We start from the raw sequence: 25,472 nt of genomic DNA, 5'->3' as shown, positions 1-25,472 counted from the left end.
ATGGACGGAAACAGAAGATATTTCAATCACCTATTCGCCCCACTCGCCCTAAACTTGCCATCAAGCTGGCCCTGAGATTTGATGGTTCCCGAGCGCGATCAGCAAAAGTGGGAACCGGTTTTGCGTCCGATCGCGCTCTGACTTAAAAGTGGCGCATGATCTTGTCGCCAAACCGCTCACACTTTGGCGGATCATGCGCATTTTGGCCAAAGCGCCGCGAGGAGAGCTCTGCGATGACGAAATTTCGGCACCTGACCTGGGTGATGATCGCTGCAAGCGGTCTGGTTCTTTCGGTCCCGCAGAGCCAGGCGCAGACGCGACAGCCCGATGTCGGCGACCAGCCGGGGCTTATCGCTGACGATTCCGTCGAACTCGATCCGCAGTTCAAGAAGACCGCGGTGCTCTATCGCACCAACGAAGCGCCGGGCACCATCATCGTCGTCACGGCCGAACGCCATCTCTATCTCATTCAGGGCAACGGCCGCGCGCTGCGCTACGGCATCGGCGTGGGCCGCGAGGGATTTCAGTGGCAGGGGCTCGTGAACATCACGCGCAAGGCGGAGTGGCCGGACTGGACACCGCCGCCCGAAATGATCGCGCGCCAGCCCTATCTGCCGCGCTTCATGGCCGGCGGGCCCGGCAACCCGCTCGGCGCCCGCGCGATGTATCTCGGCACCACCGTCTACCGCATCCATGGCACCAACCGGCCTGACACCATCGGCACCGCCGTCTCTTCCGGCTGCTTCCGCCTGGTCAACGCCGACGTCGCCGATCTCTACGAGCGTGTGCCTGTGGGCACCAAGGTCATCATCCGGCAAAAGCCGGAACTGTAATTACAACGCGGTTCCTCCAGCCGATCCATTTCCCTGAAATTGTGAGTTAGAAAATGCTACGGACATTTCGAGGCGGCCTCCTGATCGGGCTGGCGGCCGCAATCGCGGTCGCGGCTATCGCAATCACCTATGAACGTTACGACACCAAGACCCTGAAGCGGACGATCCGCCGCGGCGACGTGCTGTGCGGCGTCAACAAGGGCCTGCCCGGGTTCTCGATCCCCGACGACAAGGGCGACTGGACCGGCTTCGACGTGGATTTCTGCCGCGCGGTGGCCGCGGCGATCTTCGACGATCCCAAGAAGGCGAAATTCGTGCCGCTCGACGCCAGCGAACGCTTCAAGGAATTGCAGAGCCGAAAGGTCGACATTCTCTCCCGCAACACGACCTGGAGCATGTCGCGCGAGAGCAACTACGCCCTCTATTTCCCGGCCGTCGCCTATTATGACGGCCAGGGATTCATGCTGCCGCGCTCGCGCAACATCGATTCCGCACTCGACCTTAACAACAGCAAGGTTTGCGTGCAGGAGGGCACGACGACGGTGCTCAACGTCGCCGACCATTTCCGCGCCAACAACATGAAATACACCGAAGTCAAGTTTCCCAAGCTGGAAGACGTGCTCAAGGCCTATGAATCCGGCAAGTGTGACACCTTCACCGCCGACGTCTCCCAGCTCTACGCGCTTCGGCTGAACCTCATCCAGCCCAGCGACCATGTCATCCTGCCCGACGTCATCTCCAAGGAGCCGCTCGCACCCGTGGTGCGCCAGCGCGACGACGACTGGATGATGCTCGTGAAGTGGACGCTGTATGCGATGATCAACGCCGAGGAACTCGGCATCACCTCGAAGAACATCGACGAGGCGCTGAAATCGAAGAAGCCCGACGTGATGCGGCTGGTCGGCACCGAGGGCGCCTACGGCGAAGACCTCGGCCTGAGCAAGGACTGGGCTGCCCGCATCATCCGCCATGTTGGCAATTACGGCGAAGTCTACGAGCGCAACATCGGCGAAGGATCGAAGCTGAAGATCCCGCGCGGCCTGAATTCGCTCTGGAGCAATGGCGGCATCCAGTACGCCCCGCCGATCAGGTAGCTCTCTCCGCCGTCATTGCGAGGAGCAAAGCGACGAAGCAATCCATACCGTTATCGCGACACCATGGATTGCTTCGCTTCGCTCGCAATGACGGCGAGACAGCAGCGCACGACGCTTACCTTCGCCCTCAATAACTCTTCATCCGCGCCAACTGATCGGCGTGGTAGTTGCTGTCCCCGAACAATTCCTGGCAGACCCGCGCGCGCTTCATGAAGAAGCCGATGTCGAACTGGTCGGTCATGCCCATGCCGCCGTGCATCTGCACGCCCTCTTGCACCGCCAGCGTCGCCGTGGTGCCGGCGCGCGCCTTGGCGACTGCGACCGCCGCGCTGGCGTGCTCGAAATCGCCGTCCAGCGTCTGCAGCGCCTTCAGGACGGCCGCGCGGGTGATCTCGATATCGATGTAGAGCTGGGCTGCGCGGTGCTGCAGCGCCTGGAATTCTCCGATCAGCTTGCCGAACTGCTTGCGCTCCTTCAGATAGGTGACGGTGCGGCCGAACACCTCCTCGCTCAGGCCCACCATTTCGGAGGCCACCGCGCCACGGCCGATATTGAGCACGCCCTCCAGCAGCGCCCCGCCCTGGTCGACTTCGCCGAGCACATGGTCCGCGTCGACCTCGACATTGGCGAATTCGATTCTGGCGGCGTTATGCGCATCGACCATCACCGTGCGTTCGATCGCGATGCCCTTGGCCTTGGGATCAACCAGGAACAGCGTTAGCCCGTTGCGCTCACCGGCTGCGCCGCCGGTGCGGCCAGCGACGATCAGGAGATCGGCGGTGTGGCCATCGACCACGAGAGCCTTGGCGCCGTTGAGCTTGAAACCGTTGCCAGAACGCACCGCCTGCAATTTGGTCTGCAGCGGGCGATGTTTTGCGCCTTCGTCGATCGCAAGCGCGGCCAGCAGCGAGCCGTCCGCAATCTTCGGCAGATGCGCCGATTTCTGCGCATCACTGCCGCCGCGCGACAACGCGGAGGCCGCCAGCACCGCCGTCGACAAGAACGGCGACGGCATCAGCGTGCGGCCGATTTCCTCCATCACCACGCCGGCCTCGACGCAGCCGAGTCCGCTGCCGCCAAAATTCTCCGGCACCAGCAGGCCGGAAAAGCCCATCTCAGCAAACGCCTTCCAGAGGTCGCGGGAAAATCCCGTTGCGTCCTTGCCGTCGCGCAAGCTGCGCAGATGCGCCACCGGCGCCTTGTCGCTGATAATGCCGCGCGCGCTGTCGCGCAGCATGGATTGTTCTTCGGTGAGGACGAGGGGCATTAGCTAGTTCCGGTTTCAAAAGTAACGCGTGATTTTTGAGGCGTCATTCCGGGGCGATGCACAGCATCGAACCCGGAATCTCGAGGTTCCGGGTTCACGCTTCGCGTGCCCCGGAACGACGTAAGATACTCACGCCCCCGGCAGATCGAGGATGCGCTTGGCGACGATGCCGAGCATCACCTCGCTGGTGCCGCCCTCGATCGAATTGGCCTTGGTACGCAGCCAGGCGCGCGGGCGGGCGCCGCCTCTGGAGCGGTCGCTTTCCCATTCCAGCGCATCGATGCCACCGGCCGACATCAGGATTTCATGGCGGCGCTTGTTGAGCTCGGTGCCGTAATATTTCATCGCCGAGGAAAACGCCGGATGCGACTGCCCGGCTTTCGCCAGATCGACCGCGCGTTCGGCCGCCGCGCCAAGTGCCGCCTCGTCGATTTCGAAGGTTGATATCTGGCTGCGCAGCATCGCATCCTCCAGCCGGCCTTGCTCGTCGGCGCCGACCGAATCGGCGGCGACCTGGCCGAGCGGCCGGCCGACGCCGCGCTCGCCCATCCCCGAGATCATCGCGCGCTCATGCTGCAGCAGATATTTCGCGACATCCCAGCCGCGGTTGACGGTGCCCACCACATGCGATTTCGGCACGCGCACATTGTCGAAGAAGGTTTCGCAGAACGGCGAATAGCCCGAGATCAAAAGGATCGGCTTCGTCGACACGCCCTTCGAGGTCATGTCGAACAGGATAAAACTGATGCCGTCGTGCTTCTTCGCCGTGGGATCGGTCCGCACCAGGCAAAAGATCCAGTCGGCGTAGTTCGCGTATGACGTCCAGATCTTCTGGCCGTTGATGATGTAGTCGTCGCCGTCGCTCTCGGCGCGGGTCTGCAGCGAGGCGAGGTCCGATCCGGCGTTCGGCTCGGAATAGCCCTGGCACCAGCGGATCAGGCCCGCGGCGATTTTTGGCAGATGCTCCTTCTTCTGCGCCTCGTTGCCGTACTTCAACAGCGCCGGCCCGAGCATCCAGATGCCAAAACTCGACAGCGGCGACCGCGCGCCCATCGCCGACATTTCCTCGCGCAGCACCTTGTGCTCGGCGCGATCGAGCCCTCCGCCACCATATTCCTTCGGCCAGTCCGGCACGGTCCAGCCCTTGTCACGCATCCGCTCGAACCAGACGCGCTGCGGCTCGGACGAGAATTTTGCGTTACGCCCGCCCCAATAGGTGTCGTTCTCCGAGGTCATCGGACGCCGCATCTCCGGCGGGCAATTGGCCTCCAGCCAGGCGCGGGTTTCACGGCGGAATGTTTCCAGATCGGACATATCGGCGTTTCCATGTGGGAATGTTGGAGATGACCTTAGCCCTCGCGTTGCGGAATTCAATATATGTCTGACGTCAGCCCATACTTCTGCGGCGGTAGTCAGGACGCCTGATCGGGTGTAAGCGCAAAGCCGTAACGATTGAAAAACAAGAGGAAACGGGCATGCGGCTGAAATTGCTTTCGCCTGGCGAAATGAGCGCCGAACAAAAAGAAACCTACGACGAAGCGATATCCGGCAAGCGCGGCGCCCCGCCGGCGCCGATGATGGCCTGGCTCAACAGCCCGGACATGGCGCGGCACGCCACGCGTCTGGGCGAGCAACTTCGGTTCAACACGATGTTTCCGGCAAAGCTTTCGGAGATCGCGATCCTCGTCACCGCGCGGCACTGGACCTCGCATTACGAATGGTTTGCGCACAAGCGCCTGGCGCTGAAGGGCGGCATGGATCCCAAGATCATCGAGGACATCCGCGACCGCCGCACGCCTGTGTTCGACGACCCCAAGGGCAAGATGATCTACGACGTCGCCAAATCTCTGCATGAGAGCAAAGGCGTGTCGCAGCCGCTGTATGACGAGGCCGTGAAGGTGCTCACCGAGCGCGGCATCGTCGAGGTGATTGGGCTGTGCGGTTACTACACGATGGTGTCGATGACGCTGAACACCTTTGAGTTCGGACTGCCGGATGGAGAGGTGTCGGACTTGGTGTGATCTCTCCTCCCCCTCTCCCCGCTCTTACGCGGGGAGAGGGTCGGGGTGAGGGGCTCCCTCCGCGAAACGTGACCTCACGATAGACCTGTACCCCCTCACCCGAACTTTCCGCTTCGCGTAAAGTCCGACCTCTCCCCGCAAGCGGGGCGAGGTAAAGCAGACCGAACGGAGACAACATGCCCCAGAACCCACCCATCATTGACGGCACAAGGATCGGGCATGTCCATCTCAAGGTCGCCGATCTCGAGCGCGCGCTGGGGTTTTATTGCGGCGTGCTCGGCTTCGAGGTGATGCAGCGGATGGGCTCCGGTGCCGCGTTCATTTCGGCGGGCGGATATCATCATCACATCGGCCTCAACACCTGGGAAAGCAAAGACGGCCATCCGCCGCCGCCTGATGCCACCGGGCTGTTTCACACCGCCATTCTCTACCCCACCCGCCCGGCGCTGGCGGATGCGCTGTATCGCGTGATCGAGGCCGGCATCGAGCTTGACGGCGCCAGCGACCACGGCGTCAGCGAGGCGCTCTATTTGCGCGATCCCGACCAGAACGGCGTCGAGCTCTATCGCGACCGGCCGGAGGAGGAGTGGCCGCGCGCGCCGGATGGATCGCTCGCGATGTTCACGAAAAGGCTGGATCTGGAGGATCTGCTGCGGCAGCGGGAGGCGTAGCTCTCACCGTCATTGCGAGCGAAGCGAAGCAATCCATCTCTCCGCTTGCGGAACTATGGATTGCTTCGTCGCTGCGCTCCTCGCAATGACGACGGCTTGCCACGAATCATGACCAGCACCGCCGCCGCCAGCTCCACCGCGATACAGCCATAGAACGGCAGCGTGTAACTTCCCGAGAGATCGCGCAGCAGGCCGACCACGCCGGGCCCGAACGCGTAGGTGATCTGGTTGATCGCGGTGATCAGGCTGACCAGCACGCCGAACGAACGCGGATCGAACTCGCGCTGCACGATCAGCGCCGGCAGCGTGATCAGATTGCCGACCGAGAAGCCGAACAGCGCGCAGGCGGCGATCAGCGCGTAGTCATGGTGCACATTGATGACGATGACGAGCGCGACCGCCTGGCTGACAAAGGAAAGCGAGGACGCCAGCCGCTGGTTCATCCGGTCGATCACGAATGAAAACAATACGCGGCCGACCACCGCCATCGCCGTCAACAATGCCATCGCAATCGCTGCCTGCTGCCGCCCGATCACCGAATCCAGAAACGCGATCAGGTGAACGATGAAGCCGACCTGCGCGAACAGCACCAGCGCAAACGCCGCTGACACCGAGAGGAAGCCGATATCGCGAAAGGCGCGCGCGCGAATTTGCGTCGGCGACGGCGCGTCCGCGGCCTCGACATCGCCTGCGCCCGAATGAGCCGGCGGCCGTCCGACGGACAACAGGATCACCGGAATCATCACGATAACCATCACCGCGGCGGAGGCGGTCATCGCGCCGGCGAAGCCAAAATAGCCGATCGCCATGACCATCAAGGGCACACCGACAATGCCGCCAAAACTCGCGCCGTTCAGCGCCAGGCTGATCGCCATGCCGCGCTTTCTGTCGAACCAGAGGCCGAGCGTGTTGGTGATCATGCCGAGGCTGGTGCCGGCCCAGCCGAAGGCGAGCACGGCGTTGGCGAGATAGAGCTGCCAGGGCTCGCGTACCTGGCCGATCGAGATCGCGGCCAAAGCCATCGTGCAGATGCCGGCGATCATGCAATTCCGGGGGCCAAACCCCTTGATCGCCTCGCTGACAAAGGCGACCAGCGCCGCGCCCGACAGGTAGAAGAACGTCGTGCCCGACGAGATCAGCGACGCCGGCCAGCCGTGCAACCGCTGCAACTCGGCGACATAGACGCTCTGGCCATAGAAGCCGAACGCCCAGCCGAAGGTCGCCAGCAGGAAACAGACGACGACGATGCGCCAGCCCTCGTAGCGGATCGAGGTTTCGTCGCGAGGGGTGTAGTTGAGAGCGTCCAAAAGAGGCCTCTTCGTTGCTGTCGCGTCATTGCCGTGCTTGCCCGGCACATGTCGGCAACAGCAAACAAGGCTGCAAGGGTCATCAATTCGACGGACACCGAACTGTCAGCAGGTGGCAGCTATAGCGTTTTTCGAGCGAAGTGGTTCCCGGTTCGCGTAAAGAAAACGCGTCAAACAAAAAGCTAGGCGGCCGGCTTCGATGGGTCGTAGAAGAACCGTTCGCGGAACACCTTGTCGCCGCGCCATTCCTGCAGCGCGACTTCGTCGAACCGGCCCGTCTTGCCGGAATGATAGACGAACTCGAACACCCAGTTGATCGCGACGCGATCGCCCTCGACGATCGAGGCAACGCAAGTCGACGTCACGCTCTTGACCCGTTCCAGCACCGCGCGCTCATGCGCGACCAGGACGTCGCGGCCGACGCGCGGCGGAGCGGCATTCTCCTGCATGCTGGCGTCCTCGGTGTAGAAACGCTCGATGGCGCCTGCATGGTCGCCGGAAACGACGACTGCAATGAATTCATCGAGACGGGCGCGCGAGGGCATGAGAGGCCTCCATTAATTGACTGAAAATTAGATACTCGGACCGGGAATCTCGTTGACCGCCTGCAATTTCGCGCGCCGCTTGGCGAACGACGCCAACGACAGCACCGCAAGGCCGAGCAGCACCGGCGGGAACACCACCATGTTTACCATCGACCAGCCGTAATGCGCCAGCAACTGGCCGGACGAGAACGACCCCAGCGCCATCATCCCGAACACCAGGAAATCGTTGAACGCCTGCACCTTGTTGCGTTCCTGCGGCCGATGCGTTTCCAGCACCAGCGCGGAAGCGCCGATAAACGCAAAGTTCCAGCCGACGCCGAGCACGATCAGCGTCGCCCAGAAATGCATCGCGGTGATGCCGGCAAGGCCGATTCCCGCCGCTGCAGCTTCCAGCAGCAGACCGAGCGCCACGATCCTTGGCGCGCCGAAACGCGCGATCAGCGAGCCCGTGAAGAAGCTCGGCCCGTACATCGCCACGATGTGCCACTGAATGCCGAAATTGGAATCGCTGACGGTCAGTCCGCACATCTTCATGGCGAGCGGCGCCGAGGTCATCACGAGATTCATCATGGGGTACGCAATCACCCCGCACAGCGCCGCCGCAATGAAACGCGGCTGCCGCGCGATCTCGAACAGCGGCCGGCCGCCATGCATATCCGACGGCGCGGGTTTTGGCGCATCGACGCCCCACAGCACCGCCATCGCCACCAGCGCGACGAAGGCCTGCACCACGAAGCTGAACGCGAACAGATAAGGCGGCCAGATATCCATCGTCCACTGCACGAGCTGTGGACCAAGCACGCCGGCGAACACGCCGCCCGCCATCACCCATGACATGGCTTTCGGCCGAAACGCTGTGCTGGCGCCGTCGGCCGCGGCAAAACGGTAGGACTGCGCGACCGCGCCATAGAGACCACCGAGAAACGTCGCGCCGCAGAACAGCCAGAACGAAGCATACAGCACAGCGACGGCGGCGAGCGCGCCGGTCAGCACGCCGCAGAAGGTGCCGATGATGAAGGCGGTGCGGCGGCCATAGACGCGCGAGATCGCGCCGGTCGGCAGCGTGCCGGCGGCGAGCCCCAGCACATACATCGAGAGCGGCACGGTCGCGAGCGAGATGGTCGGCGCCAGCGTCGCGCCGACGATCGAGCCGGTGGCGAAGATGACAGCCGAATTGGCGCCGGTCAGCGCCTGCGCCGCGGCGAGCCGCAGCACATTGGCGCGCGCACGTGCGTCATTGGCGATCTCATCGGTGGCTGTGGTGGTATCCAACATCGGCAATTCCGCCCCGGCAGGCCCCGGGGAAGGAGCCTCATCGATTCATTGCGGGGCACTATGAAGACGCGGGGCTATGCGATCAACCGACGCAAACGGGCGCGCGCTATGCGAGGGGCGCAAGCACCTGTCGCAGGAAATGCTTCTTTGGCCGAAGAGCGGCCCGCACAACGCATCCGCTCTCGCGCGCGAGAGCGATACCAGATTACGCCTCAGCAATCCGCCACGCGAAAACGCCCTTTCACGGCCGCGTCCTGCCTGATCTCCTTCCGGTTCGCACCGCACCGGTCTTGTGGACCTTTGAGCGAGGATCCGCGACGCCGGTGTGCGGGAAACCTGGACTCCAATCAAGCGCGATCGTGGCGGCGAAGCCGAAGAAGCTGGAGCGGCTCATGCCGAGCTCTGTGGCGCGCTTGTCGATCCGCGTAATCAGACTCTTCGGCAAATAGACGTTCACCCGCTCGGACGGATCGGGCGGATCCACCCCGACAATGAAATAGGCGACGACGTCGGCGCCCTTGGGCAACGCGATCTGCTCGATCGGCGTTGGCTCCGGCAGCGGCCTGCCCTGCTCTGCAATTCCGTCCACCGCTCGCGCCAGCGCGCCCTCCGCTCTTTCGATCGTCTCTTCCTGCGATCGGCCGCCAGCAACGCAGCCCGGAAAATCGGGAAACCACGCGCCGAGCGCGCCGCGCGGACCGCGCTCCAGCACTGCCGGATAAAGCCGCTTCTTCAATCTGGCCTCCTCGCGATGATTGTGCTATTTAACACACATGCTGGTGTGTCAAATCACACAAGACTGATAGCATGGGCCAGGATGGAGAGCAAAATGGACGCTCAAGCCGAACTCCGCATCGTTCGTGCCGCATACGCCAGGCAGGTCCTTGCCGCCGCAGGCGTCGACGATGCGCGCCTCGCTCAGGCGTTTGCCGCCATTCCCCGTGAGGATTTTCTCGGCCCGGGTCCGTGGCTGGTACGACGGTGGCGACGCGACTATGTGCCGACACCCGACGCCGACCCCATCTATCTCTATACCGACGATCTGGTCGCGCTCGTGCCCGAACGTGGCGTCAACAACGGCCAACCGTCGTTGCATGCCCATCTCATCCATCAGGCCTTGCCCCCGGTCGGCGGGCACGTGGTGCATGTTGGCACTGGTGCGGGTTATTATACCGCCATCCTCGCGCATCTCGTCGGGCCGTCAGGGCGGGTAACGGGAATCGAATATGATGGGAGCCTCGCCGCGCGCGCCAGAGCCAGCCTGGCGCCCTATGCGAATGTCGCAGTGATTGAAGGCGACGGCACGCAGGTACCGTTCGATGCCGCCGATGTCATCTATGTCAATGCCGGCTGCACGCGGCCAGCGACACGCTGGCTCGATGGCCTTGCCGATGGCGGCCGTCTGATCATGCCGATGACGTCAGATCAGGGATTTGGCGGCATAGCGCCGGAGCGGATGGCGAGTGCCGGCGCAGTGTTCCGAATTGAGCGGAGAGCTGCGAACTATCTGGCACAATGGATTTCGCCGGTTGCGATCTTCCCCTGCGCCGGCAGCCGCGACGAGGCGTCCGAACGAGCGCTTGCCGAAGCCTTCGCCCGTGGCGGCTGGCAAAAGGTCACACGACTGTACCGGGACCAGGACGTTCCTGACGAGCGCTGCTGGCTTCGTGGATCAGAGTGGTGCCTCGCCTATCATTGAGGTGCGGAGGGGCGTTTACGCCGACGCGTCCGACCGCCCGAACACCAAAATCATGTTGTTGGCAGGCATTGGCACGGTTTCGACCAATGCAAGGCCCACGCCGGCGGCGAGCTTCTCGACATCGGCGATGTCGCGCACGCCCCATTCGGCATCCTGCTCGCGCAGGCTGGTGTCGAACACGGCATTGCTCATCGCGGTGTGCTTGCCGTCGCGCTTGAACGGGCCGTAGAGAAACAGACGCCCCTCGCTGCGCAGATAGCGGCCTGCGCCGGCGAACAGGCCTTCGGCAACGCGCCACGGCGCAATGTGGATCACATTGGCGCAAAATACCGCAAGCAATTCGGCCGGCCCGCTGCCGTCATGCATCGCCGGACACCAGGCGGGATCGGTGAGATCGATCCGCAGCGGCGGACGAATGTTCGGCAAAGCGGCATGCGCGCGCCACGCTTCGATGCTCTTGATGTGCCGCTCGTTGAGGTCGCTCGGCCACCAGGTGATGTCGGGAGTGTGTTTTGCAAAATGCACGACATGCTGGCCGGTGCCGCTGCCGGCCTCGACTACATCACCGGATTTGCCGGCGAGGAATTTCTGCAGCACCGCCCAGATCGGCGCATGGTTGCGGTGGAACGCCGCTGCGTCCAACCGCCCGTCGGATTCGACCGGCCGGCCATCCTTGCCGAACTCCACCACATATTCGGCCATTACCGTCTCGCCTGAAAATCGTTGTGAGTCTGAAACGCAAAAAGCGTCACTTCAGTTCGCCACAATAGATCTCTTTCAGCACCTGCAGCAGGCGCAATGCACGCTCATCGGCCACGCGATAATGCAGTGTCTGCGACGTCCGCCGGAATTCGACCAGGCCATCGGCGCGCAATTTTGCCAGATGCTGCGACAATGCGGACTGGCTCAGCTTGACGATGCCGACGAGTTCCCCGACCGTCATCTCGCCGCGCACGGCAAGAAAGCAGAGGATCAGCAAGCGCTTTTCGTTGGCGAGCATTTTCAGGAGTTGGGCGGCTTCGCCGGCCTGCTTCGCCAGCATCTTCAGCGCGGCCGCATCGTCGGCGCCGGGGGCCGATTGTGGCTCTTTGGCTGTCGCCGCGACTGTTCTCATAACGTCCAATCCAGGATGGTTTTCCGTGCCTGCGAAGCACACATGACATACTAACGTTCCGGCCTTTATTTAGCATTGACTAAATTAGCAAATGTGGATACCGGTTCAAAAAAGCAAGAAATAATGCGGCGATGTGGCCGCGAGGGGAAGAAAACGTGCGGCATAACCCGTTACGCAGCAAAGCTATTCTCTCCGATCTTGCCGGCGCGGACGCGCCTTTGGGACGACGCGGCTTTCTCACCCTCGGCGCTGTCCTGACCGGCAGCCTGGCCCTTGGCGGCAAACCCGCCATCGCCGACCCCGCGCCGGCGTCACCTCCCGCGGACGCGCCCTGGTCGCAATCGATCGGCGCAGGCGTGGTCGACCGGCCCTATGGCCGGCCTGCGGATACCGAAGCCTCCGTGATCCGGCGCAACGTCCCCTGGCTCACCGCCAGCGCGGAATCGTCCGTGAGCTTTTCGCCGCTGCAGGAACTGCACGGCATCATCACACCCAATGGATTGTTCTTCGAGCGCCACCATGCGGGACGGCCCGACATCGATCCGGCACAGCACAAACTCATGATCCACGGGCTGGTCGAGCGCCCGCTGCTGCTCACCATGAAGGACGTCCTGCGCTTCCCGTCGATATCGCGCATCCATTTCATCGAATGCCCGGCCAATGGCGGCATGAACTGGCGCGCCGCGCAGATGAACTCGCTGCAGTTCAGCCACGGCATGGTCAGTTGCGCCGAATGGACCGGGGTCAGGCTGTCGACGCTGCTGGAAGAAGTCGGCATCAAAAAAGAAGCGAAGTGGGCGATGGTCGAAGGCGCCGACGGCGCGCATATGAACCGCAGCCTGCCGCTCGACAAATGTCTCGACGATTGTCTCGTGGTCTACGCGCAGAACGGCGAGGCGCTTCGGCCCGAACAGGGCTATCCGCTGCGGCTGGTGGTGCCGGGCTGGGAAGGCAACGTCAACATCAAGTGGCTGCGCCGGATCAAGCTCGGCGACAAACCCTGGCATTCCCGCGAGGAAACCTCGAAATACACCGACCTGATGCCCGACGGCACCTCGCGCGGCTTCACCTGGCTGATCGACGCCAAATCCGTCATCACCTTTCCCTGCCCGGAAAAACCGCTCGATGGGCCGGGCCTTTATGAAATCAGGGGACTGGCGTGGACCGGCAACGGCAAGGTGAGGCGCGTCGACGTCTCCACGGACGGTGGCGTCAACTGGCAGAGCGCGCGGCTGCACGAGCCGGTGCTGTCGAAGGCGCTGACGAAATTCACCCTACCCTGGCGCTGGGACGGCCGCCCGGCGCTGATCGCATCCCGCGTCATCGACGAGACCGGTTACGTGCAGCCGACAATTGCGGAGCTGCGAAAGCAGCGCGGCTCGAACTCGGTCTATCACAACAATTCGATCCAGACTTGGCAGGTCAAACCCGACGGAAGCGTCTTCAATGTACAGCTCGCGTAAGATCTTCCTGCCGATCGTGGCCATCCTGCTTGCGGCCGGAAGCCTCGCCGGCGCGGCGGAGCCCGGCTCGTTTGGTTACGGCAGCGTGGCGACGCCGGCGCAGATCGCCGGATGGGACATCGACGTGCGCGGCGAGGACGGAGCGGGCCTGCCGCCGGGCAAAGGCACGGTCGACCGGGGCGCCGACGTCTATGCCGAGCAATGCGCCGCCTGCCATGGAACCTTCGGCGAAGGCGAAGGCCGCTTTCCCAAGCTGGTGGGCGGCGTCGGGTCGCTCCGGGACGAGCGCCCGGAGCCGACGGTCGGCAGCTACTGGCCGTTTGCCCCGACCCTATGGGACTATATTAACCGCGCCATGCCGATGTCCGCGCCGCACACATTGTCAGCGGATGACGTTTATGCTTTGACCGCCTATATTCTGAGCCTGAACGGCCTCGTTCCCCATGATTTCGTTGCCGATCGCAACAGCTTGCCGAAAGTCAAAATGCGCAATCGCGACAATTTCATCTGGAGCGACCCGCGACCCGATACGATGGCCAAGCCCTGCATGAACGCCTGCGTCAACGCCGCCGATGTCAGGATATCGTCGACGGCCGAAGGCAGGGACCTGACGCCGCGCACGACCGGCCCGCTCGATACCATGCAACCGAAATAAAAATACGGAAACGCCTGTGACCGATCATTCCCTGACGAAACCCGCAAAGCTCCCGGCGTTCATGCTGGCGCTGGTGGTCGGCGCTTTCGTATCCGCAAGCACCGCGCATGCGCAGTCCGCCGCGGCCGAAGGCCAGAAGCTCGCCTTCGATCGCAGCAAGGGCAATTGCCTGACCTGCCATGTCATCAAGGGCGGCAACCTTCCAGGCTCGCTCGGGCCGGAGCTGATCGACATCAAGAGCAAGTATCCCAATCGCGCAGATCTCGTCGCGATCGTTCACGATGAAACCGAGCGCAATCCCCTGACCGTGATGCCGCCATTCGGACGAAACCGGATTCTAACGCCAAAGGAAATCGAAGCGGTCGTTGATTTCCTGCAAACGCTGTGAAGCAAGACCAAGAGATTAAGGCTGTGACGTGCGCGCGCACGCTTTAGGAGACGATGGACATGACTGACGTCGGATTTTCGGCCACGCGGCGGCTGATCCTGCAGGGTGCAGGCGCGGTCGCGATCGTCGGCCTCGGCAATCCACTGTTTGGCCTGACGCCGGCGCTGGCCGCGGCCAATGACAAATATCCGGAAGAGGCATTCAAGGCCAAGAGCGAAGCCGATGCGATCAAGGCGCTCTACGGCAAGACGGCCGAGCCTTCGGACAAGGTCAAGATGGACGCACCCGAAATCGCGGAGAATGGCGCCGTGGTTCCGATATCGGTAACGACGACGCTGGCGGACGTGACCTCGATCTCGTTCCTGGTCAGCGAGAACCCGGTCGCGCTGGTGGCGTCCTACAAGATTCCGGCCGGCACGCTTCCGAACGTTGCCAACCGCATCAAGATGGCGAGAACCAGCAACGTGATCGTGGTCGTGGAAGCCGGCGGCAAGCTCTATAGCGCCAACAAGGAAGTCAAGGTCACCGTCGGCGGTTGCGGCGGCTAACGGGCAGCGCCGCATGATCCGGACAAACGGCGACCGTTTCCGACAAGATCATGCGCCAGAAAATAGGCGAGGAGAATTCAGATGGCATCGACCATTCGCGTGCGCGCTACTTCGAGCGGCGAGACCACCGAGGTGCAGGCGCTGATCCAGCATCCGATGGATTCCGGCTTCATCAAGGACGCCAAGGGCGAGATCATTCCGCCGCATTTCATCCAGCAACTGACTTTTGAATATGACGGCAAGAACGTGTTCACGGCCGATTGGGGCGGCGGCGTTTCCAAGGACCCCTACGTCAAGTTCGCCTTCAAGGGGGCTAAGAAGGGCGACGAGCTGAAGATCAGCTGGGTCGACAACAAGGGCGCGACCGACACCACCACGGCGAAGATCCAATGAAGCTGCGATCCGCGATCTATCTGGCTTCCGCAGCCCTTGCGCTCGCAGCGCTGACGCTTGCGAGCACCCTGCCCTCTGATGCCGCCGACAAGATCGATCCCGTCGCCGACGCCAAGGCGTTCCAGAAATTCTTCACCGACAAGTTTCCCAAGGTGAAGTACGAAGATTTCGTCAACGGCCCCTATTCGATGAACGAGGACCTGCACCGGCAGTGGCAGGAGAAGGAGCAATTCCCGCCTTACGAGTTCTCGCTCGAAATGGGCAAGGAAATGTTCTCCAAGCCGTTCAAGAACGGTAAGAGCTATGAAGACTGCTTCCCAAACAAGGGCATCGGCATCCGCCAGAACTATCCTTACTTCGACGAGAAGGAAGGCAAGGTCATCACGCTTGAACTGGCTTTGAACCGCTGCCGCGAGGCCAACGGCGAACCGCCGTATTCCTATGTGAAGGACGAAATGGCGGCGCTGACCGCCTATATGGCCTTCACCTCGCGCGGCAAGCCGATGGACATCAAGATCCCGGACGATCCCCGCGCGCTCGCGGCCTACGAGAACGGCAAGGAATATTTCTATACGCGGCGCGGCCAGCTCAACTTCTCCTGCGCCACCTGCCATGTGCAGAGCCCGGGCGAGCGCATCCGCGCCGAAATCCTGGCGCCCGCGCTTGGCATCGTCAACGCGATGCCGATCTACCGCTCGGAATGGAGCGGCATGGGCACCACCAGCCGCCGCTTCACCACCTGCAACAGCCAGATCCGCGGCGTGCCGCTCAGCCCGCAGGACGATGAGTATCGCAACGTCGAGTATTATTTGTCCTATGTCAGCAACGGGCTGCCGATTTCGGGTCCGGGAGCGCGGCCATGAGGAACGAGATGCTCAAATCCGCATTGGTTCTGGCGCTGCTGGCCGCAGGCGCCGTGTCCGCGCTCGCCGCAGGCTCCGAGGACGAGTTCAAGGCCGCCTACGCCGCGGCTGAAACCGCCAACAAGGAAGCCGGCAAGCTACGCAACCAATGGACTACCACGGCGGCGACGCTGGCGGCGGCAAAGAAGTCGGCCGATGCCGGCGATTTCGACAAGGCCACCGCATCGGCCAAGGAAGCCGAGGCCCTCGCCAAGGCTTCGATCTTCCAGGCCACCAGCGAGAAGACCCGCTGGAAGGAAATGGAAATTCGCTAGAGCATGATCCGGAAAGTGGAAACCGGTTTTCCGCCAAGTTCATGCTCAACAATTAAGAGCCGTTACGACGCGCGGAGACCCGCATGACCATCCGCCGCCGCGATTTCCTGACGCTAGCGGGCGCCGCCACCCTGACGGGCGGCCTGCCGCGGCTCCGCGCGCAGGCTGCCGATAGTAACGCGGGCGTTTACGATCTCGAGCGCTTCGGCAATGCGCGCATCCTGCACATCACCGATACCCATGCGCAGCTTCGGCCGGTGTTTTTCCGCGAGCCGAGCGTCAATCTCGGCGTCGGCTCGATGCGGGGCAATCCGCCGCATCTGGTCGGACGCGCTTTCCTCGACCGCTTCGGCATCCGCCCCGACAGTGCTGATGCGTATGCCTTCACCTGCATTGAATTCGAAAAAGCCGCCGGGAGATTCGGCAAGCTCGGCGGGTTTGCGCATCTGAAGACATTGGTCGACCGGATGCGCAGCGAGGTCGGACCTTCGCGCGCGCTGCTGCTCGACGGCGGCGACCTCTGGCAGGGCACCGGCCTTTCCAACACGCTGCAGGGCGCCGACATGGTCGATGCCGCCAACCTGCTCGGCATCGAGGCGATGACCGGCCATTGGGAATTCACCTATGGCGAAAAGGCGCTGCGCGCCAACCTCGAACGCTTCAAGGGCGAATTCCTGGCGCAGAACGTCTTCCTTACCGAGGAAGCCGCCTTCAACGACGCCAAGGCGTTCGATCCGGCATCAGGCCGCGTCTTCAAGCCGTCCATCATCAAGGAGATCGGCGGGCATCGCATCGCCGTAATCGGACAGGCGTTCCCTTATGTGCCGATCGCGCACCCGAAGCGCTTCACGCCGGACTGGAAATTCGGCATCCGCGATGAAGAGCTGCAAAAGCTCGTCGATGGACACCGCAACAACGACAAGGTCGATGCCGTCATCCTGCTCTCGCATAACGGCATGGACGTCGACCTCAAGCTCGCCAGCCGCGTCACCGGCATCGACGTCATTCTCGGTGGCCATACCCATGACGCCGTGCCGCAGCCGATCGCCGTGACCAATCCGGCGGGCGTCACGCTCGTCACCAATGCCGGCTCGAACGGCAAGTTTCTGGCGGTGCTCGATCTCGACATCGGCAAGGGCAAGCTCAGCAATGTGCGCTACCGGCTGCTGCCGGTGTTTTCGGAATTGCTGAAGCCCGATACGGCGATGCAGGCGCTGATCGACAAGACCCGCGAGCCGCATGCGGCCGCGCTCAGCGAGAAGATCGCTAGCGCCGACCGCCTGCTCTATCGCCGCGGCAATTTCAGCGGCACGATGGATCAACTGATCTGCGACGCGCTTCGCGGCGAATTGAATGCCGAGATCGCGCTGTCGCCGGGTTTTCGCTGGGGCACCACCGCGCTGGCGGGCCAGCCGCTGACGATGGAGGACGTGATGGCGCAGACCGCCGTCACCTATCCGGAGACCTACGTCCAGACCATGACCGGCAGCCAGATCAAGGATGTGCTGGAAGACATCTGCGACAATCTCTTCAACACCGATCCCTATTACCAGCAGGGCGGCGACATGGTCCGCGTCGGCGGGCTCGCCTACACCTGCAGTCCGAACGAGAGCGTGGGCAAGCGGATTTCCGAACTCAAACTCGACAACGGTCATGCGCTGCAAGCCGGCAAGAGCTACAAGGTGGCGGGCTGGGCCTCGGTCAACGAGCAGAGCGGCGCGCCGGTCTGGGACGTGGTCGCCAGGCATTTGAAGTCGGGCAAGCCGCCCAACCGGGCGCTGCCTGGCGTCACGCTGAAAGGCGTCGAGGACAATCCGGGCATTGCGGGACAGGGATGACGGGCTTTTCGACCATCATTCGCGCGACGATCGCGGCGCTTCTGATCGCAGCCGCCGCGCCCGATGCCCACGCCCAGCAGGTGCCGCTGCAGGACAAGCCGTTTGCCGAGCACAGAATCGTGCTGCAGCTCTCCGACAACGACCCGCGCAAGCAGGGGCTCGTGCTCAGCGTCGCCAGCAATTTGATGAAATTCTACGACCCCGACAAGGTCGCGATCGAGATCGTGGCGTTCGGTCCCGGCATCGAGCTGCTGCGCCCTGAAAATCCCAACCGCAAGATGGTCGAGAGCCTGGTGGCGCAAGGCGCGCGTTTCGACATCTGCCTCAACACCGTCGATACGCTCGAACGTGAGGCCGGCCAGCGGCCGGAGTTCATATCAGCGGCGACGCCGGTGCAGGTCGGCGTGGCGCAAATTCTTTTCCTGACCGAGAACGGATATACGCTCGTTCGGCCATGAGGGACGCGAGATTTTGGTTCTGCCTGATGCCACCATCGTGACGTCAGGCGTGGTATAATTGACGGAATTGCAGTAGCAGGGGCTGGAGCTACATCCGCCCCCTGATCCGATCCGAATTAATACGGACGTGTAGCCATGATCTTTCGTCAGCTCTTCGACAGCGTTTCGGGCACCTACAGCTACCTGCTGGCCAGCCGCGCCGGCGGCGAGGCGTTGATCCTCGACCCCGTGCTGGAGAAGGCCGACCGCTATTGCCAGCTTCTGCGCGAGCTCGATCTGCGGCTGGTGAAAGCGGTCGACACCCATCTACACGCCGATCACGTCACCGGCCTCGGCGAACTGCGCGACCGCACCCAGTGCATCACCATCATGGGCGAGCAAAGCAAGGCCGACGTGGTGTCGATGCGGGTTTCCGACGGCGACAAGGTGATGATCGAGGGGCTGAGCCTCGACGTCATGTACACGCCCGGCCACACCGACGATTCCTACTCTTATTTGATGGGCGACCGCGTCTTCACCGGCGATACGCTGTTGATCCGCGGCACCGGCCGCACTGACTTTCAGAACGGCTCTTCGCGCGCCCAATATGAATCGATCTTCAACCGGCTGCTGAAACTGCCTGATGAAACCATGGTGTTCCCCGCCCACGACTACAAGGGGGACACGGTTTCCACCATCGGCGAGGAGCGGCGTTACAATCCGCGGCTGCAAGTGCGCTCGGTCGACGAATATATCGAGCTGATGGCCAATCTGAAGCTGCCGAACCCGAAGATGATGGACGTGGCGGTGCCCGCCAACATGCATGTCGGCCTGCATCAGGAGGATCTCGCCAAACAGGGGCTCGCGCTCTCTGCCCGTGACGCGATCAACAGCCTCGGCCGGCCCGATATCCTGCTGGTCGATCTGCGGGAGGTGAGCGAGCGCGCCAAGCACGGCACGATCTCGGGCGCGCTGCATGCGCCCTATCCCGGCATCGCCGAGAGCCTGAAGCCCGGCGGCATGCTGCGCGAAGTCGCCGCCGCCACCGGCCGCCGCGTCGTGTTCTTCTGCGCCTTCGGCGAACGCTCCGCGATGGCGGTGACGGCCGCGAAGAATGCGGGGCTGGCCAACACCGCGCATATCGAAGGCGGTATCGACGCGTGGAAGAAGGTCGGCGGGCCGGTGGTGATGGGGTAGTCGCCGTCGTAGCCCGGATGGCGCGAAGCGAAATCCGGGATGCCGCGAAAGATTCCCGGATTGCGCTTCGCTCCATCCGGGCTACGAATTCACTTTCCCACCCGCTTCACTTCCGCCGTCAGCGCATCGAGTGCATCCGCCAGCAGCACGCCGCCGCATTCGGTCATGCGCTCCGGAATCACGATGCGCTTTTCCGGCGGATAGAAGCGCTCCAGCGCCGGATGCAACAGAAATGCCTGGCCGTCGTCCCTCGCGGTATCGCCGGCCTGCGAAACCACGATGAAGTCCGGCCGCAGATTCACGATCGCCTCCAGCGAGGCAAACCCGCCAAAGGCGAAGCCGAGATCGCCGGCCGTGCTGCGCAGCCCGGTTTCGGCCAGCAGCGAACCGACAAAGCTGTCGCTGCCCGCCACCCAGCCGCGCCGCGACAACGGCAGCACACGATAATGCCGCTCCGAGACCGCGCGGCGGGCGCGCGCCAGCGCCGCATCGAGCCGCGCGATTTCCGCCGCCGCGCGATCGGGATGTCCGGTGATCTCGCCGGCCTCGCGGATCTGCTGCCGCGCTTCGTCGAGGGTCCGCGGCACGGCGAGTTCGGCAAGGCGAAGCCCCTTGGTCTTCAACAGCTCCCGCGTCGAACGCTTGTCGAACGCGCTGGCGACGACGATGTCGGGCCTGATGAGCAGCACGTCCTCGGCGCCTCCGGACAAGACCGGATAGCGGCTGATGTCGCCGGCCTGCGATTGCCAGCCGTCCCGCGAAAACCGGCTCAATCCCAGAATCTGCTCGGGGTCGGCCAGCGTCAGCAGCAATTGGTCGGTGCAGACATTCATCGACACCAGGCGCGGCAGATTGGCGGCGAGCGCAGTGCTGCCCGGCAACGCAAGTGCAAGCACCGCGACCAGAAATGCCAGCCGGCGTTGCATCAAATATCCGCCCAGGGCACGATCACGGCCTCGCGCTGGAATTCCGCGCGATAGGCCGAGATCCTGAACACGTCAGCCATCACCTGCTCGGACAGCGCCGCCGCCGGCCCGCCCTGCGACACCAGGCGGCCTTCACGCAGCACCAGCACATGGTCGGCAAACCGCGCCGCCAATCCCAGATCATGCGTCACGACAATGACGAGCACGCCCTTGTCGGCGGTCGCGCGCAAATTCTTCATGACGTCGATCTGATGCCGCGGGTCAAGCGAGGCAGTCGGCTCGTCGGCCAGGATGACCGGTGCCTCCACCGCCAGCGCGCGGGCCAGCGCGACGCGGCTGCGCTCGCCGCCGGACAATTCGGTGACGCGGCGATCGCTGAACTCGATCACGTCGACCGCCTGCATCGCCCGCAGCACCGCCTCCGCATCCCTTGGCGACAGCCGCGCCGGATCGGTGGCGCCATGTGGATAGCGGCCGAGTGCCACGATATCCCGCGCCGGCAGCGGCCAGTGCACGACATGCCCCTGCGGCAGATAGCCGAAGCGTTTTGCGCGCTCGCGCAGCGGCAGCGAAGCCAATGCGACGCCGCCGATCTCGATCTCGCCTTCGGACGGGATCAATCCCGCCAGCGCCCGTAGCAGCGTGGTCTTGCCGGCGCCGTTCGGCCCGACCAGCGCCACCAGATGGCCCGGCGACAGCGACAGCGAAACATCTTTCAGCACGACGCGGCCAGCGAGCCGCACGCCGAGCCCCTTTGCGGTCAGCAGTGCCGTTTCGCTCATGCGACGCCTCCGCCGAGCGCGCGGCGTTCGCGCATGATCAAATAGAGGAAGAACGGCACGCCGATGATCGAGGTCAGCACGCCGACCTTGATATCGGAGGTCGAAGGGATGATGCGCACCGCGATGTCGGCCGCGAGCAGCAGCGCGGAGCCTGCGAGCGCGCTCGGCACCAAAAGTCGCCCCGGGTCGTAGCCGATCAACGGCCGCATCAGATGTGGTGCAACGAGCCCGATGAAACCGATGGTGCCGGTGACGGCGACCGCGCCGCCGACGCCGAGTGCGACGCCCGAAATCACGAACAGCCGCAAACGCCCGACATCGACGCCGAGGCTTTGCGCGGTTTCCTCGCCCAGGCTCAGCGCGCGAAACGCATGGCGCTGGCTGAACAGCATGATCGCACCGGCAATGATGAACGGCAGCGCGAGCGTAACGTGCTGAAAGCTGCGGTCCTCCAGCGACCCCAGCAGCCAGAACGCGATCTCCAGCACCACGAAAGGGTTGCTGGAGAGGTTCATTACCAGCGCGGTGGCGGCACCCGCAAAGCTCGAAATCGCCAAGCCGGAGAGAATGAGGATCAAAAGCCCCGCATTGCGGCCGGCGATCGAGAGCAGCACGAACACCGAAACGAACGCCGCACAGATCGCCGCGACCGGCAATGCGTAGGATCGCACGTCGGCCAGCCCCAGCGCGATCACCAGCACGGCGCCGAACGCTGCCGATTGCGGGGCGCCGAACAGCGAGGGCGACGCCAGCGGATTGCGCAACAGGCCCTGCAGCGACGCACCTGACAGCCCGAGAATGGCGCCGATCGCCAGCGCCAGCAGCGTCCGCGGCAGGCGGATTTCGCGCACGATCACCTGCGACACGTCGCTGCCGCCGCCGAACAGCGCTTCCGCCACCGCAAGCGGCGACAGCCGCACCGGCCCAATGCCGAGCGAGATCAGCACCAGCAGCACAACGAGAACGGCAAGCGCCGCGGTCGCGCCGATCCGCCGGCGCGCGGCATCCTCGTTGGTCACGGTTACAGCCTCAACACTCATCGATCGTCCTAAAGCAGTTTTACCCGCCCCGGTACAGGAGCTCAGGCAAGGAGCGGGCAGCAGTGCTCATGCGGCAAAAATAGCGCACTCGTCCAGTTGACATCGCGAGCGCGCCCAAGGCGGATTGACTCGAACTTTGACAAACTTCTACCATAGTTCCTGACGGTTCCCGTTTTGGGGATCAAAAGGGAATGCGGTGCGGGGAAACTCCCCAATTCCGCGGCTGCCCCCGCAACTGTAAGCGGCGAATCCTTCGTCATAGGCCACTGGGAATCTCGGTCCTGGGAAGGCGACGAAGGGTGACGACCCGCGAGCCAGGAGACCTGCCGTCAGCCGTGGTCACACGCGAAGATGTCGGTCGGGGAGTACAGGCATTAGCTTCACCTAAGCTGCTCAAAGCACATGGTGAGACTTGGTTCGCTGTGACGTGCCACTGACGTCATACCGAGGCCTGAACCATGTCTTCCATCATCGCCACGCGGCAGCGCCGCTACTGGCTTGCCTCCAGTTTCCTGATACCTGTCGCGTCGCTCGGCATTTCCGGCGCGCAGGCACAGCAGACGCCATCCGAGCAATTGCCGCCGATCGAGATCACCTCGCCCACCGACCCGAACCGGACCCGCGCCAAGCCGACCTACGATGAGCCATCAACCTCGCGACGCGTCGTACCGGCGGCTGCGCCGTCGACCGGCACGCGGCCCGCGGCAGGGGCCAGCTCGAACGTCGCATCGCAAAGCGTTTCGCAAGGCGCGGGCGGCAGCGGCGGCCGTCAGTTCTCCGGCATCGTCGGCACGGCGTCGACCGTTATTACTGCCGAAGAGATCGCGCATTCGCCGGCCCAAACGTTGCAGGAAATCATCGCGCAAACGCCTGGCGTGCAGCTGACCAGCCTCTATGGCGGCGTCAACGGCGCCAAGACGTCGGTCGACCTCCGCGGCTTCGGCGCTTTCGCCACCTCAAATACCCTGGTGCTCATCAACGGCCGAAGGCTCAACGACATCGACATGGCCGGCGTCGATCTCTCGACCATTCCGCGCGATTCGATCGAGCGTATCGAAATCACGCGCGGCAACAGCGGCGCGGTGCTCTACGGCGACAATGCCGTCGGCGGTGTCATCAATATCGTCCTGAAGAACGGCGTCAGCGGCCCGCCGGTCGCCATGCGCGCGGAGGCCGGTGTCGGCTCCTTCAACCAGCGTATGGCCTCGGTCTCGACGGCGCTGAATTCGGGACCATGGTCGACGTCATTCTACGGCAACGCCATCAAGTCTGACGGTTACAGGGTCAACAACGCGCTCGATCAGCGCAATGGGGTCGGCAATCTCAATTACACCACACCAGACCTCAAGGCCTTCCTTACGGTGACCGGCGACGACCAGAAGCTCGGTTTTCCGGGCGGACGCACCGTCGATCCCTCGATCGGGCTAAATCAACTCGTCACCGATCGCAGGGGCACAAATACGCCGTTCGATTACGGCAACCAGCAGGGCGCCAGCGCGACCGCCGGATTCACCAAGACCCTGTGGGACGGCGCTGAACTGATCGTCGATGGCGGCGTCAGAGATAAGAAAACGCAAAGCGGATTCTTCGGCGCGATACCGTTTGCGTCGCCATTTCCGAGCTTCTCCTCCACCTATAACGACGCATCATTGCAGACCTGGTCGATCACGCCACGATTGAGCATCAAGAACTCGATCCTCGGGGTGCCCTCACAGATCCTGACCGGTATCGATTATTACGATGCGACGTTCCGCCAGGACCGCGGGGCGTTCAAGGGCCTTGCGCCGACCCACATCTACGACCTGTCGCAGCAGACGCTGGCCGGCTACTGGCAGCACACGGTAGGCCTGTTGCCGACGACCGATTTCTCCTATGGCGCCAGGATTCAAAACACCAGCCTGAGCGCCCGGGATCGGTTCGACGCCAACGCGCCCGGTTGCGCCATGTTCTTTAATTGCAGCGATCAAGCCTCCCCGCTGGACAGCAACGAGACCCAGTACGCCTTGCACGTCGGGCTCGAGCACCGGCTCAACAACACATTCTCGGTGTTTGGCCGCGCCGCGCGCGCGTTCCGTACTCCGACCGTCGATGAACGCGTCTCCAGCGGCCCCTTCTTCGTTCCAGGGACCTTTCAGCTGAAAACCCAGACCTCGCACGACATCGAAGGCGGCTTCCGCGTCAAGGCCGGCGCGTTCCAGATGCAATCGAGCATCTACGGTATGGACCTCGAGAACGAGATCCATTTCATCCCAGCGCTGTTCTTCAACGTGAACCTCGGTCCAACCCGCCGCTACGGCTCCGAGACCAGCGCGTCGCTGCGTGTCAGCGACAACCTGTCGCTGCGGGCGGGCGCGGCCTACACGCGTGCTGTCTTCCGCGAAGGGCCGTTCGCCGGCAACGACGTGCCACTGGTTTCCCGCTACACAGCCATGGGCGGCGTGACCTGGAATATCTGGCAGAACTATCTGGTGTTCGACGCCACGCTGCGCGCCTGGAGCGAACGCATCATGGACAACGACCAGGCGAATACCCAGCGCCGGATCCCGGCCGACGCCACCGTCGATTTGAAACTGAGCGGCGCTTACGAACACTTCTTCTGGTCGCTGAGCGTGAACAACCTGTTCGATGCGCAGTACTATGACTACGCGATCGCAAGCTCATTTACGCCGGGCCGCTTCTCGGCCTATCCGCTGCCCGGAAGGACCTACATGGTGAAGGTCGGCGCGACGTTCTGACCGCAGCAGCCGGTTCGGCTCCGCTGCCGGACCGGCTTGCCCTGACCTGACGAGACGGTATTCTCCT

General features: G+C 63.3%; 27 protein-coding genes and 1 riboswitch. Of the genes, 16 read left to right on the top strand and 11 right to left on the bottom strand.

Features of this window, described 5'->3' with window-relative positions:
* Positions 1-233: 233 nt before the first annotated feature.
* Together IVB05_RS02375 and IVB05_RS02370 are read left to right on the top strand one after the other, a co-directional pair.
* Entirely contained in the window at positions 234-833 is a 600-nt protein-coding gene (locus tag IVB05_RS02375; protein ID WP_247782844.1) for a L,D-transpeptidase, read from the top strand.
* A gap of 53 nt (positions 834-886) precedes the next feature.
* Positions 887-1,927 carry an amino acid ABC transporter substrate-binding protein gene (locus IVB05_RS02370; protein ID WP_247782843.1) on the top strand — a complete coding sequence of 347 codons (1,041 nt, stop codon included), beginning with the start codon at positions 887-889 and terminating at the stop codon, positions 1,925-1,927.
* A 127-nt stretch (positions 1,928-2,054) separates the two neighbouring features.
* Here the strand turns inward: IVB05_RS02370 and IVB05_RS02365 are convergent, their stop codons facing one another.
* Together IVB05_RS02365 and IVB05_RS02360 are read right to left on the bottom strand one after the other, a co-directional pair.
* Positions 2,055-3,194: an acyl-CoA dehydrogenase family protein gene (locus IVB05_RS02365; protein ID WP_247782842.1), complete on the bottom strand. Its 1,140-nt coding sequence runs from the start codon at positions 3,192-3,194 to the stop codon at positions 2,055-2,057.
* A gap of 129 nt (positions 3,195-3,323) precedes the next feature.
* Positions 3,324-4,508, bottom strand: coding sequence for an acyl-CoA dehydrogenase family protein (locus IVB05_RS02360; RefSeq protein ID WP_247782841.1), 1,185 nt, complete (start codon positions 4,506-4,508; stop codon positions 3,324-3,326).
* A 161-nt stretch (positions 4,509-4,669) separates the two neighbouring features.
* Between IVB05_RS02360 and IVB05_RS02355 the strand changes: the two genes are divergently transcribed.
* Complete coding sequence (locus tag IVB05_RS02355; protein ID WP_247782840.1) at positions 4,670-5,215, top strand: carboxymuconolactone decarboxylase family protein; 546 nt, start codon at positions 4,670-4,672, stop codon at positions 5,213-5,215.
* Between the two features lie 176 nt (positions 5,216-5,391).
* On the top strand, positions 5,392-5,886 hold the full coding sequence (locus IVB05_RS02350; protein WP_247782839.1) for a VOC family protein: 495 nt from the start codon (positions 5,392-5,394) through the stop codon (positions 5,884-5,886).
* 53 nt (positions 5,887-5,939) lie between these two features.
* On the opposite strand, the gene IVB05_RS02345 is transcribed toward IVB05_RS02350, so the two are convergent.
* The 4 genes from IVB05_RS02345 to IVB05_RS02330 form a co-directional block, all read right to left on the bottom strand.
* Positions 5,940-7,193 carry an MFS transporter gene (locus tag IVB05_RS02345; protein ID WP_247782838.1) on the bottom strand — a complete coding sequence of 418 codons (1,254 nt, stop codon included), beginning with the start codon at positions 7,191-7,193 and terminating at the stop codon, positions 5,940-5,942.
* 182 nt (positions 7,194-7,375) lie between these two features.
* Positions 7,376-7,738, bottom strand: coding sequence for a nuclear transport factor 2 family protein (locus IVB05_RS02340; protein WP_247782837.1), 363 nt, complete (start codon positions 7,736-7,738; stop codon positions 7,376-7,378).
* A 27-nt stretch (positions 7,739-7,765) separates the two neighbouring features.
* Positions 7,766-9,013 (bottom strand): MFS transporter, encoded by a 1,248-nt coding sequence (locus tag IVB05_RS02335; protein ID WP_247782836.1) that lies wholly within the window; start codon positions 9,011-9,013, stop codon positions 7,766-7,768.
* A 241-nt stretch (positions 9,014-9,254) separates the two neighbouring features.
* Entirely contained in the window at positions 9,255-9,749 is a 495-nt protein-coding gene (locus IVB05_RS02330; RefSeq protein WP_247782835.1) for a type II toxin-antitoxin system HicB family antitoxin, read from the bottom strand.
* A gap of 93 nt (positions 9,750-9,842) precedes the next feature.
* Here IVB05_RS02330 and IVB05_RS02325 point away from each other — a divergent pair, with 93 nt between their 5' ends.
* On the top strand, positions 9,843-10,712 hold the full coding sequence (locus IVB05_RS02325) for a methyltransferase domain-containing protein (RefSeq protein ID WP_247782834.1): 870 nt from the start codon (positions 9,843-9,845) through the stop codon (positions 10,710-10,712).
* Positions 10,713-10,727: 15 nt separating this feature from the next.
* On the opposite strand, the gene IVB05_RS02320 is transcribed toward IVB05_RS02325, so the two are convergent.
* Positions 10,728-11,414, bottom strand: a complete 687-nt coding sequence (locus IVB05_RS02320; RefSeq protein WP_247782833.1) for a DUF938 domain-containing protein — start codon at positions 11,412-11,414, stop codon at positions 10,728-10,730.
* 46 nt (positions 11,415-11,460) lie between these two features.
* The gene (locus IVB05_RS02315; protein ID WP_247786557.1) at positions 11,461-11,754 is read right to left on the bottom strand and encodes a metalloregulator ArsR/SmtB family transcription factor; all 294 of its coding nucleotides are present in this window, start codon (positions 11,752-11,754) and stop codon (positions 11,461-11,463) included.
* Between the two features lie 326 nt (positions 11,755-12,080).
* On the opposite strand from IVB05_RS02315, the gene soxC reads away from it, so the two are divergent.
* The 10 genes from soxC to IVB05_RS02265 all read left to right on the top strand — a co-directional run bounded on the left by soxC (position 12,081) and on the right by IVB05_RS02265 (position 19,922).
* Positions 12,081-13,289, top strand: a complete 1,209-nt coding sequence (soxC, locus tag IVB05_RS02310) for a sulfite dehydrogenase (protein WP_247786556.1) — start codon at positions 12,081-12,083, stop codon at positions 13,287-13,289.
* Positions 13,273-13,944, top strand: coding sequence for a cytochrome c (locus IVB05_RS02305; protein ID WP_247782832.1), 672 nt, complete (start codon positions 13,273-13,275; stop codon positions 13,942-13,944). Before soxC ends, IVB05_RS02305 begins: the two co-directional genes overlap by 17 nt.
* A 61-nt stretch (positions 13,945-14,005) precedes the next feature.
* Positions 14,006-14,332, top strand: a complete 327-nt coding sequence (gene soxX, locus IVB05_RS02300; RefSeq protein WP_247786555.1) for a sulfur oxidation c-type cytochrome SoxX — start codon at positions 14,006-14,008, stop codon at positions 14,330-14,332.
* A 59-nt stretch (positions 14,333-14,391) separates the two neighbouring features.
* A complete protein-coding gene (gene soxY, locus IVB05_RS02295; RefSeq protein WP_247782831.1) occupies positions 14,392-14,880 on the top strand; it encodes a thiosulfate oxidation carrier protein SoxY in 489 nt (162 codons plus the stop codon).
* Between the two features lie 81 nt (positions 14,881-14,961).
* Positions 14,962-15,273, top strand: a complete 312-nt coding sequence (gene soxZ, locus IVB05_RS02290; RefSeq protein ID WP_247782830.1) for a thiosulfate oxidation carrier complex protein SoxZ — start codon at positions 14,962-14,964, stop codon at positions 15,271-15,273.
* Positions 15,270-16,136, top strand: a complete 867-nt coding sequence (soxA, locus tag IVB05_RS02285) for a sulfur oxidation c-type cytochrome SoxA (protein WP_247782829.1) — start codon at positions 15,270-15,272, stop codon at positions 16,134-16,136. The genes soxZ and soxA overlap by 4 nt, the downstream gene beginning before the upstream one ends.
* Positions 16,133-16,450, top strand: a complete 318-nt coding sequence (locus IVB05_RS02280; protein WP_247782828.1) for a hypothetical protein — start codon at positions 16,133-16,135, stop codon at positions 16,448-16,450. Before soxA ends, IVB05_RS02280 begins: the two co-directional genes overlap by 4 nt.
* A gap of 83 nt (positions 16,451-16,533) precedes the next feature.
* A complete protein-coding gene (soxB, locus tag IVB05_RS02275; RefSeq protein WP_247782827.1) occupies positions 16,534-18,288 on the top strand; it encodes a thiosulfohydrolase SoxB in 1,755 nt (584 codons plus the stop codon).
* Complete coding sequence (locus IVB05_RS02270) at positions 18,285-18,746, top strand: hypothetical protein (RefSeq protein WP_247782826.1); 462 nt, start codon at positions 18,285-18,287, stop codon at positions 18,744-18,746. Before soxB ends, IVB05_RS02270 begins: the two co-directional genes overlap by 4 nt.
* A 135-nt stretch (positions 18,747-18,881) precedes the next feature.
* Entirely contained in the window at positions 18,882-19,922 is a 1,041-nt protein-coding gene (locus tag IVB05_RS02265) for an MBL fold metallo-hydrolase (protein WP_247782825.1), read from the top strand.
* Positions 19,923-20,011: 89 nt separating this feature from the next.
* Here the strand turns inward: IVB05_RS02265 and IVB05_RS02260 are convergent, their stop codons facing one another.
* From IVB05_RS02260 to IVB05_RS02250, 3 genes are read right to left on the bottom strand one after another with little or no spacing between them, the layout of a single operon-like run.
* The gene (locus IVB05_RS02260; protein WP_247782824.1) at positions 20,012-20,848 is read right to left on the bottom strand and encodes an ABC transporter substrate-binding protein; all 837 of its coding nucleotides are present in this window, start codon (positions 20,846-20,848) and stop codon (positions 20,012-20,014) included.
* A complete protein-coding gene (locus IVB05_RS02255) occupies positions 20,848-21,630 on the bottom strand; it encodes an ABC transporter ATP-binding protein (protein WP_247782823.1) in 783 nt (260 codons plus the stop codon). Before IVB05_RS02255 ends, IVB05_RS02260 begins: the two co-directional genes overlap by 1 nt.
* Positions 21,627-22,670, bottom strand: coding sequence for an iron ABC transporter permease (locus IVB05_RS02250; RefSeq protein WP_247782822.1), 1,044 nt, complete (start codon positions 22,668-22,670; stop codon positions 21,627-21,629). The genes IVB05_RS02255 and IVB05_RS02250 overlap by 4 nt, the downstream gene beginning before the upstream one ends.
* Positions 22,671-22,816: 146 nt before the next feature.
* Positions 22,817-23,016: riboswitch (cobalamin riboswitch) on the top strand.
* 112 nt (positions 23,017-23,128) lie between these two features.
* Between IVB05_RS02250 and IVB05_RS02245 the strand changes: the two genes are divergently transcribed.
* Complete coding sequence (locus tag IVB05_RS02245) at positions 23,129-25,405, top strand: TonB-dependent receptor (protein WP_247782821.1); 2,277 nt, start codon at positions 23,129-23,131, stop codon at positions 25,403-25,405.
* Positions 25,406-25,472: the final 67 nt, after the last annotated feature.

Source organism: Bradyrhizobium sp. 170 (assembly GCF_023101085.1).
In the GTDB taxonomy this organism is placed as follows: Bacteria; Pseudomonadota; Alphaproteobacteria; order Rhizobiales; family Xanthobacteraceae; genus Bradyrhizobium.
Note: the sequence above shows the minus strand (reverse complement) of the source record. Positions and strands in the feature narration are given on the sequence as shown.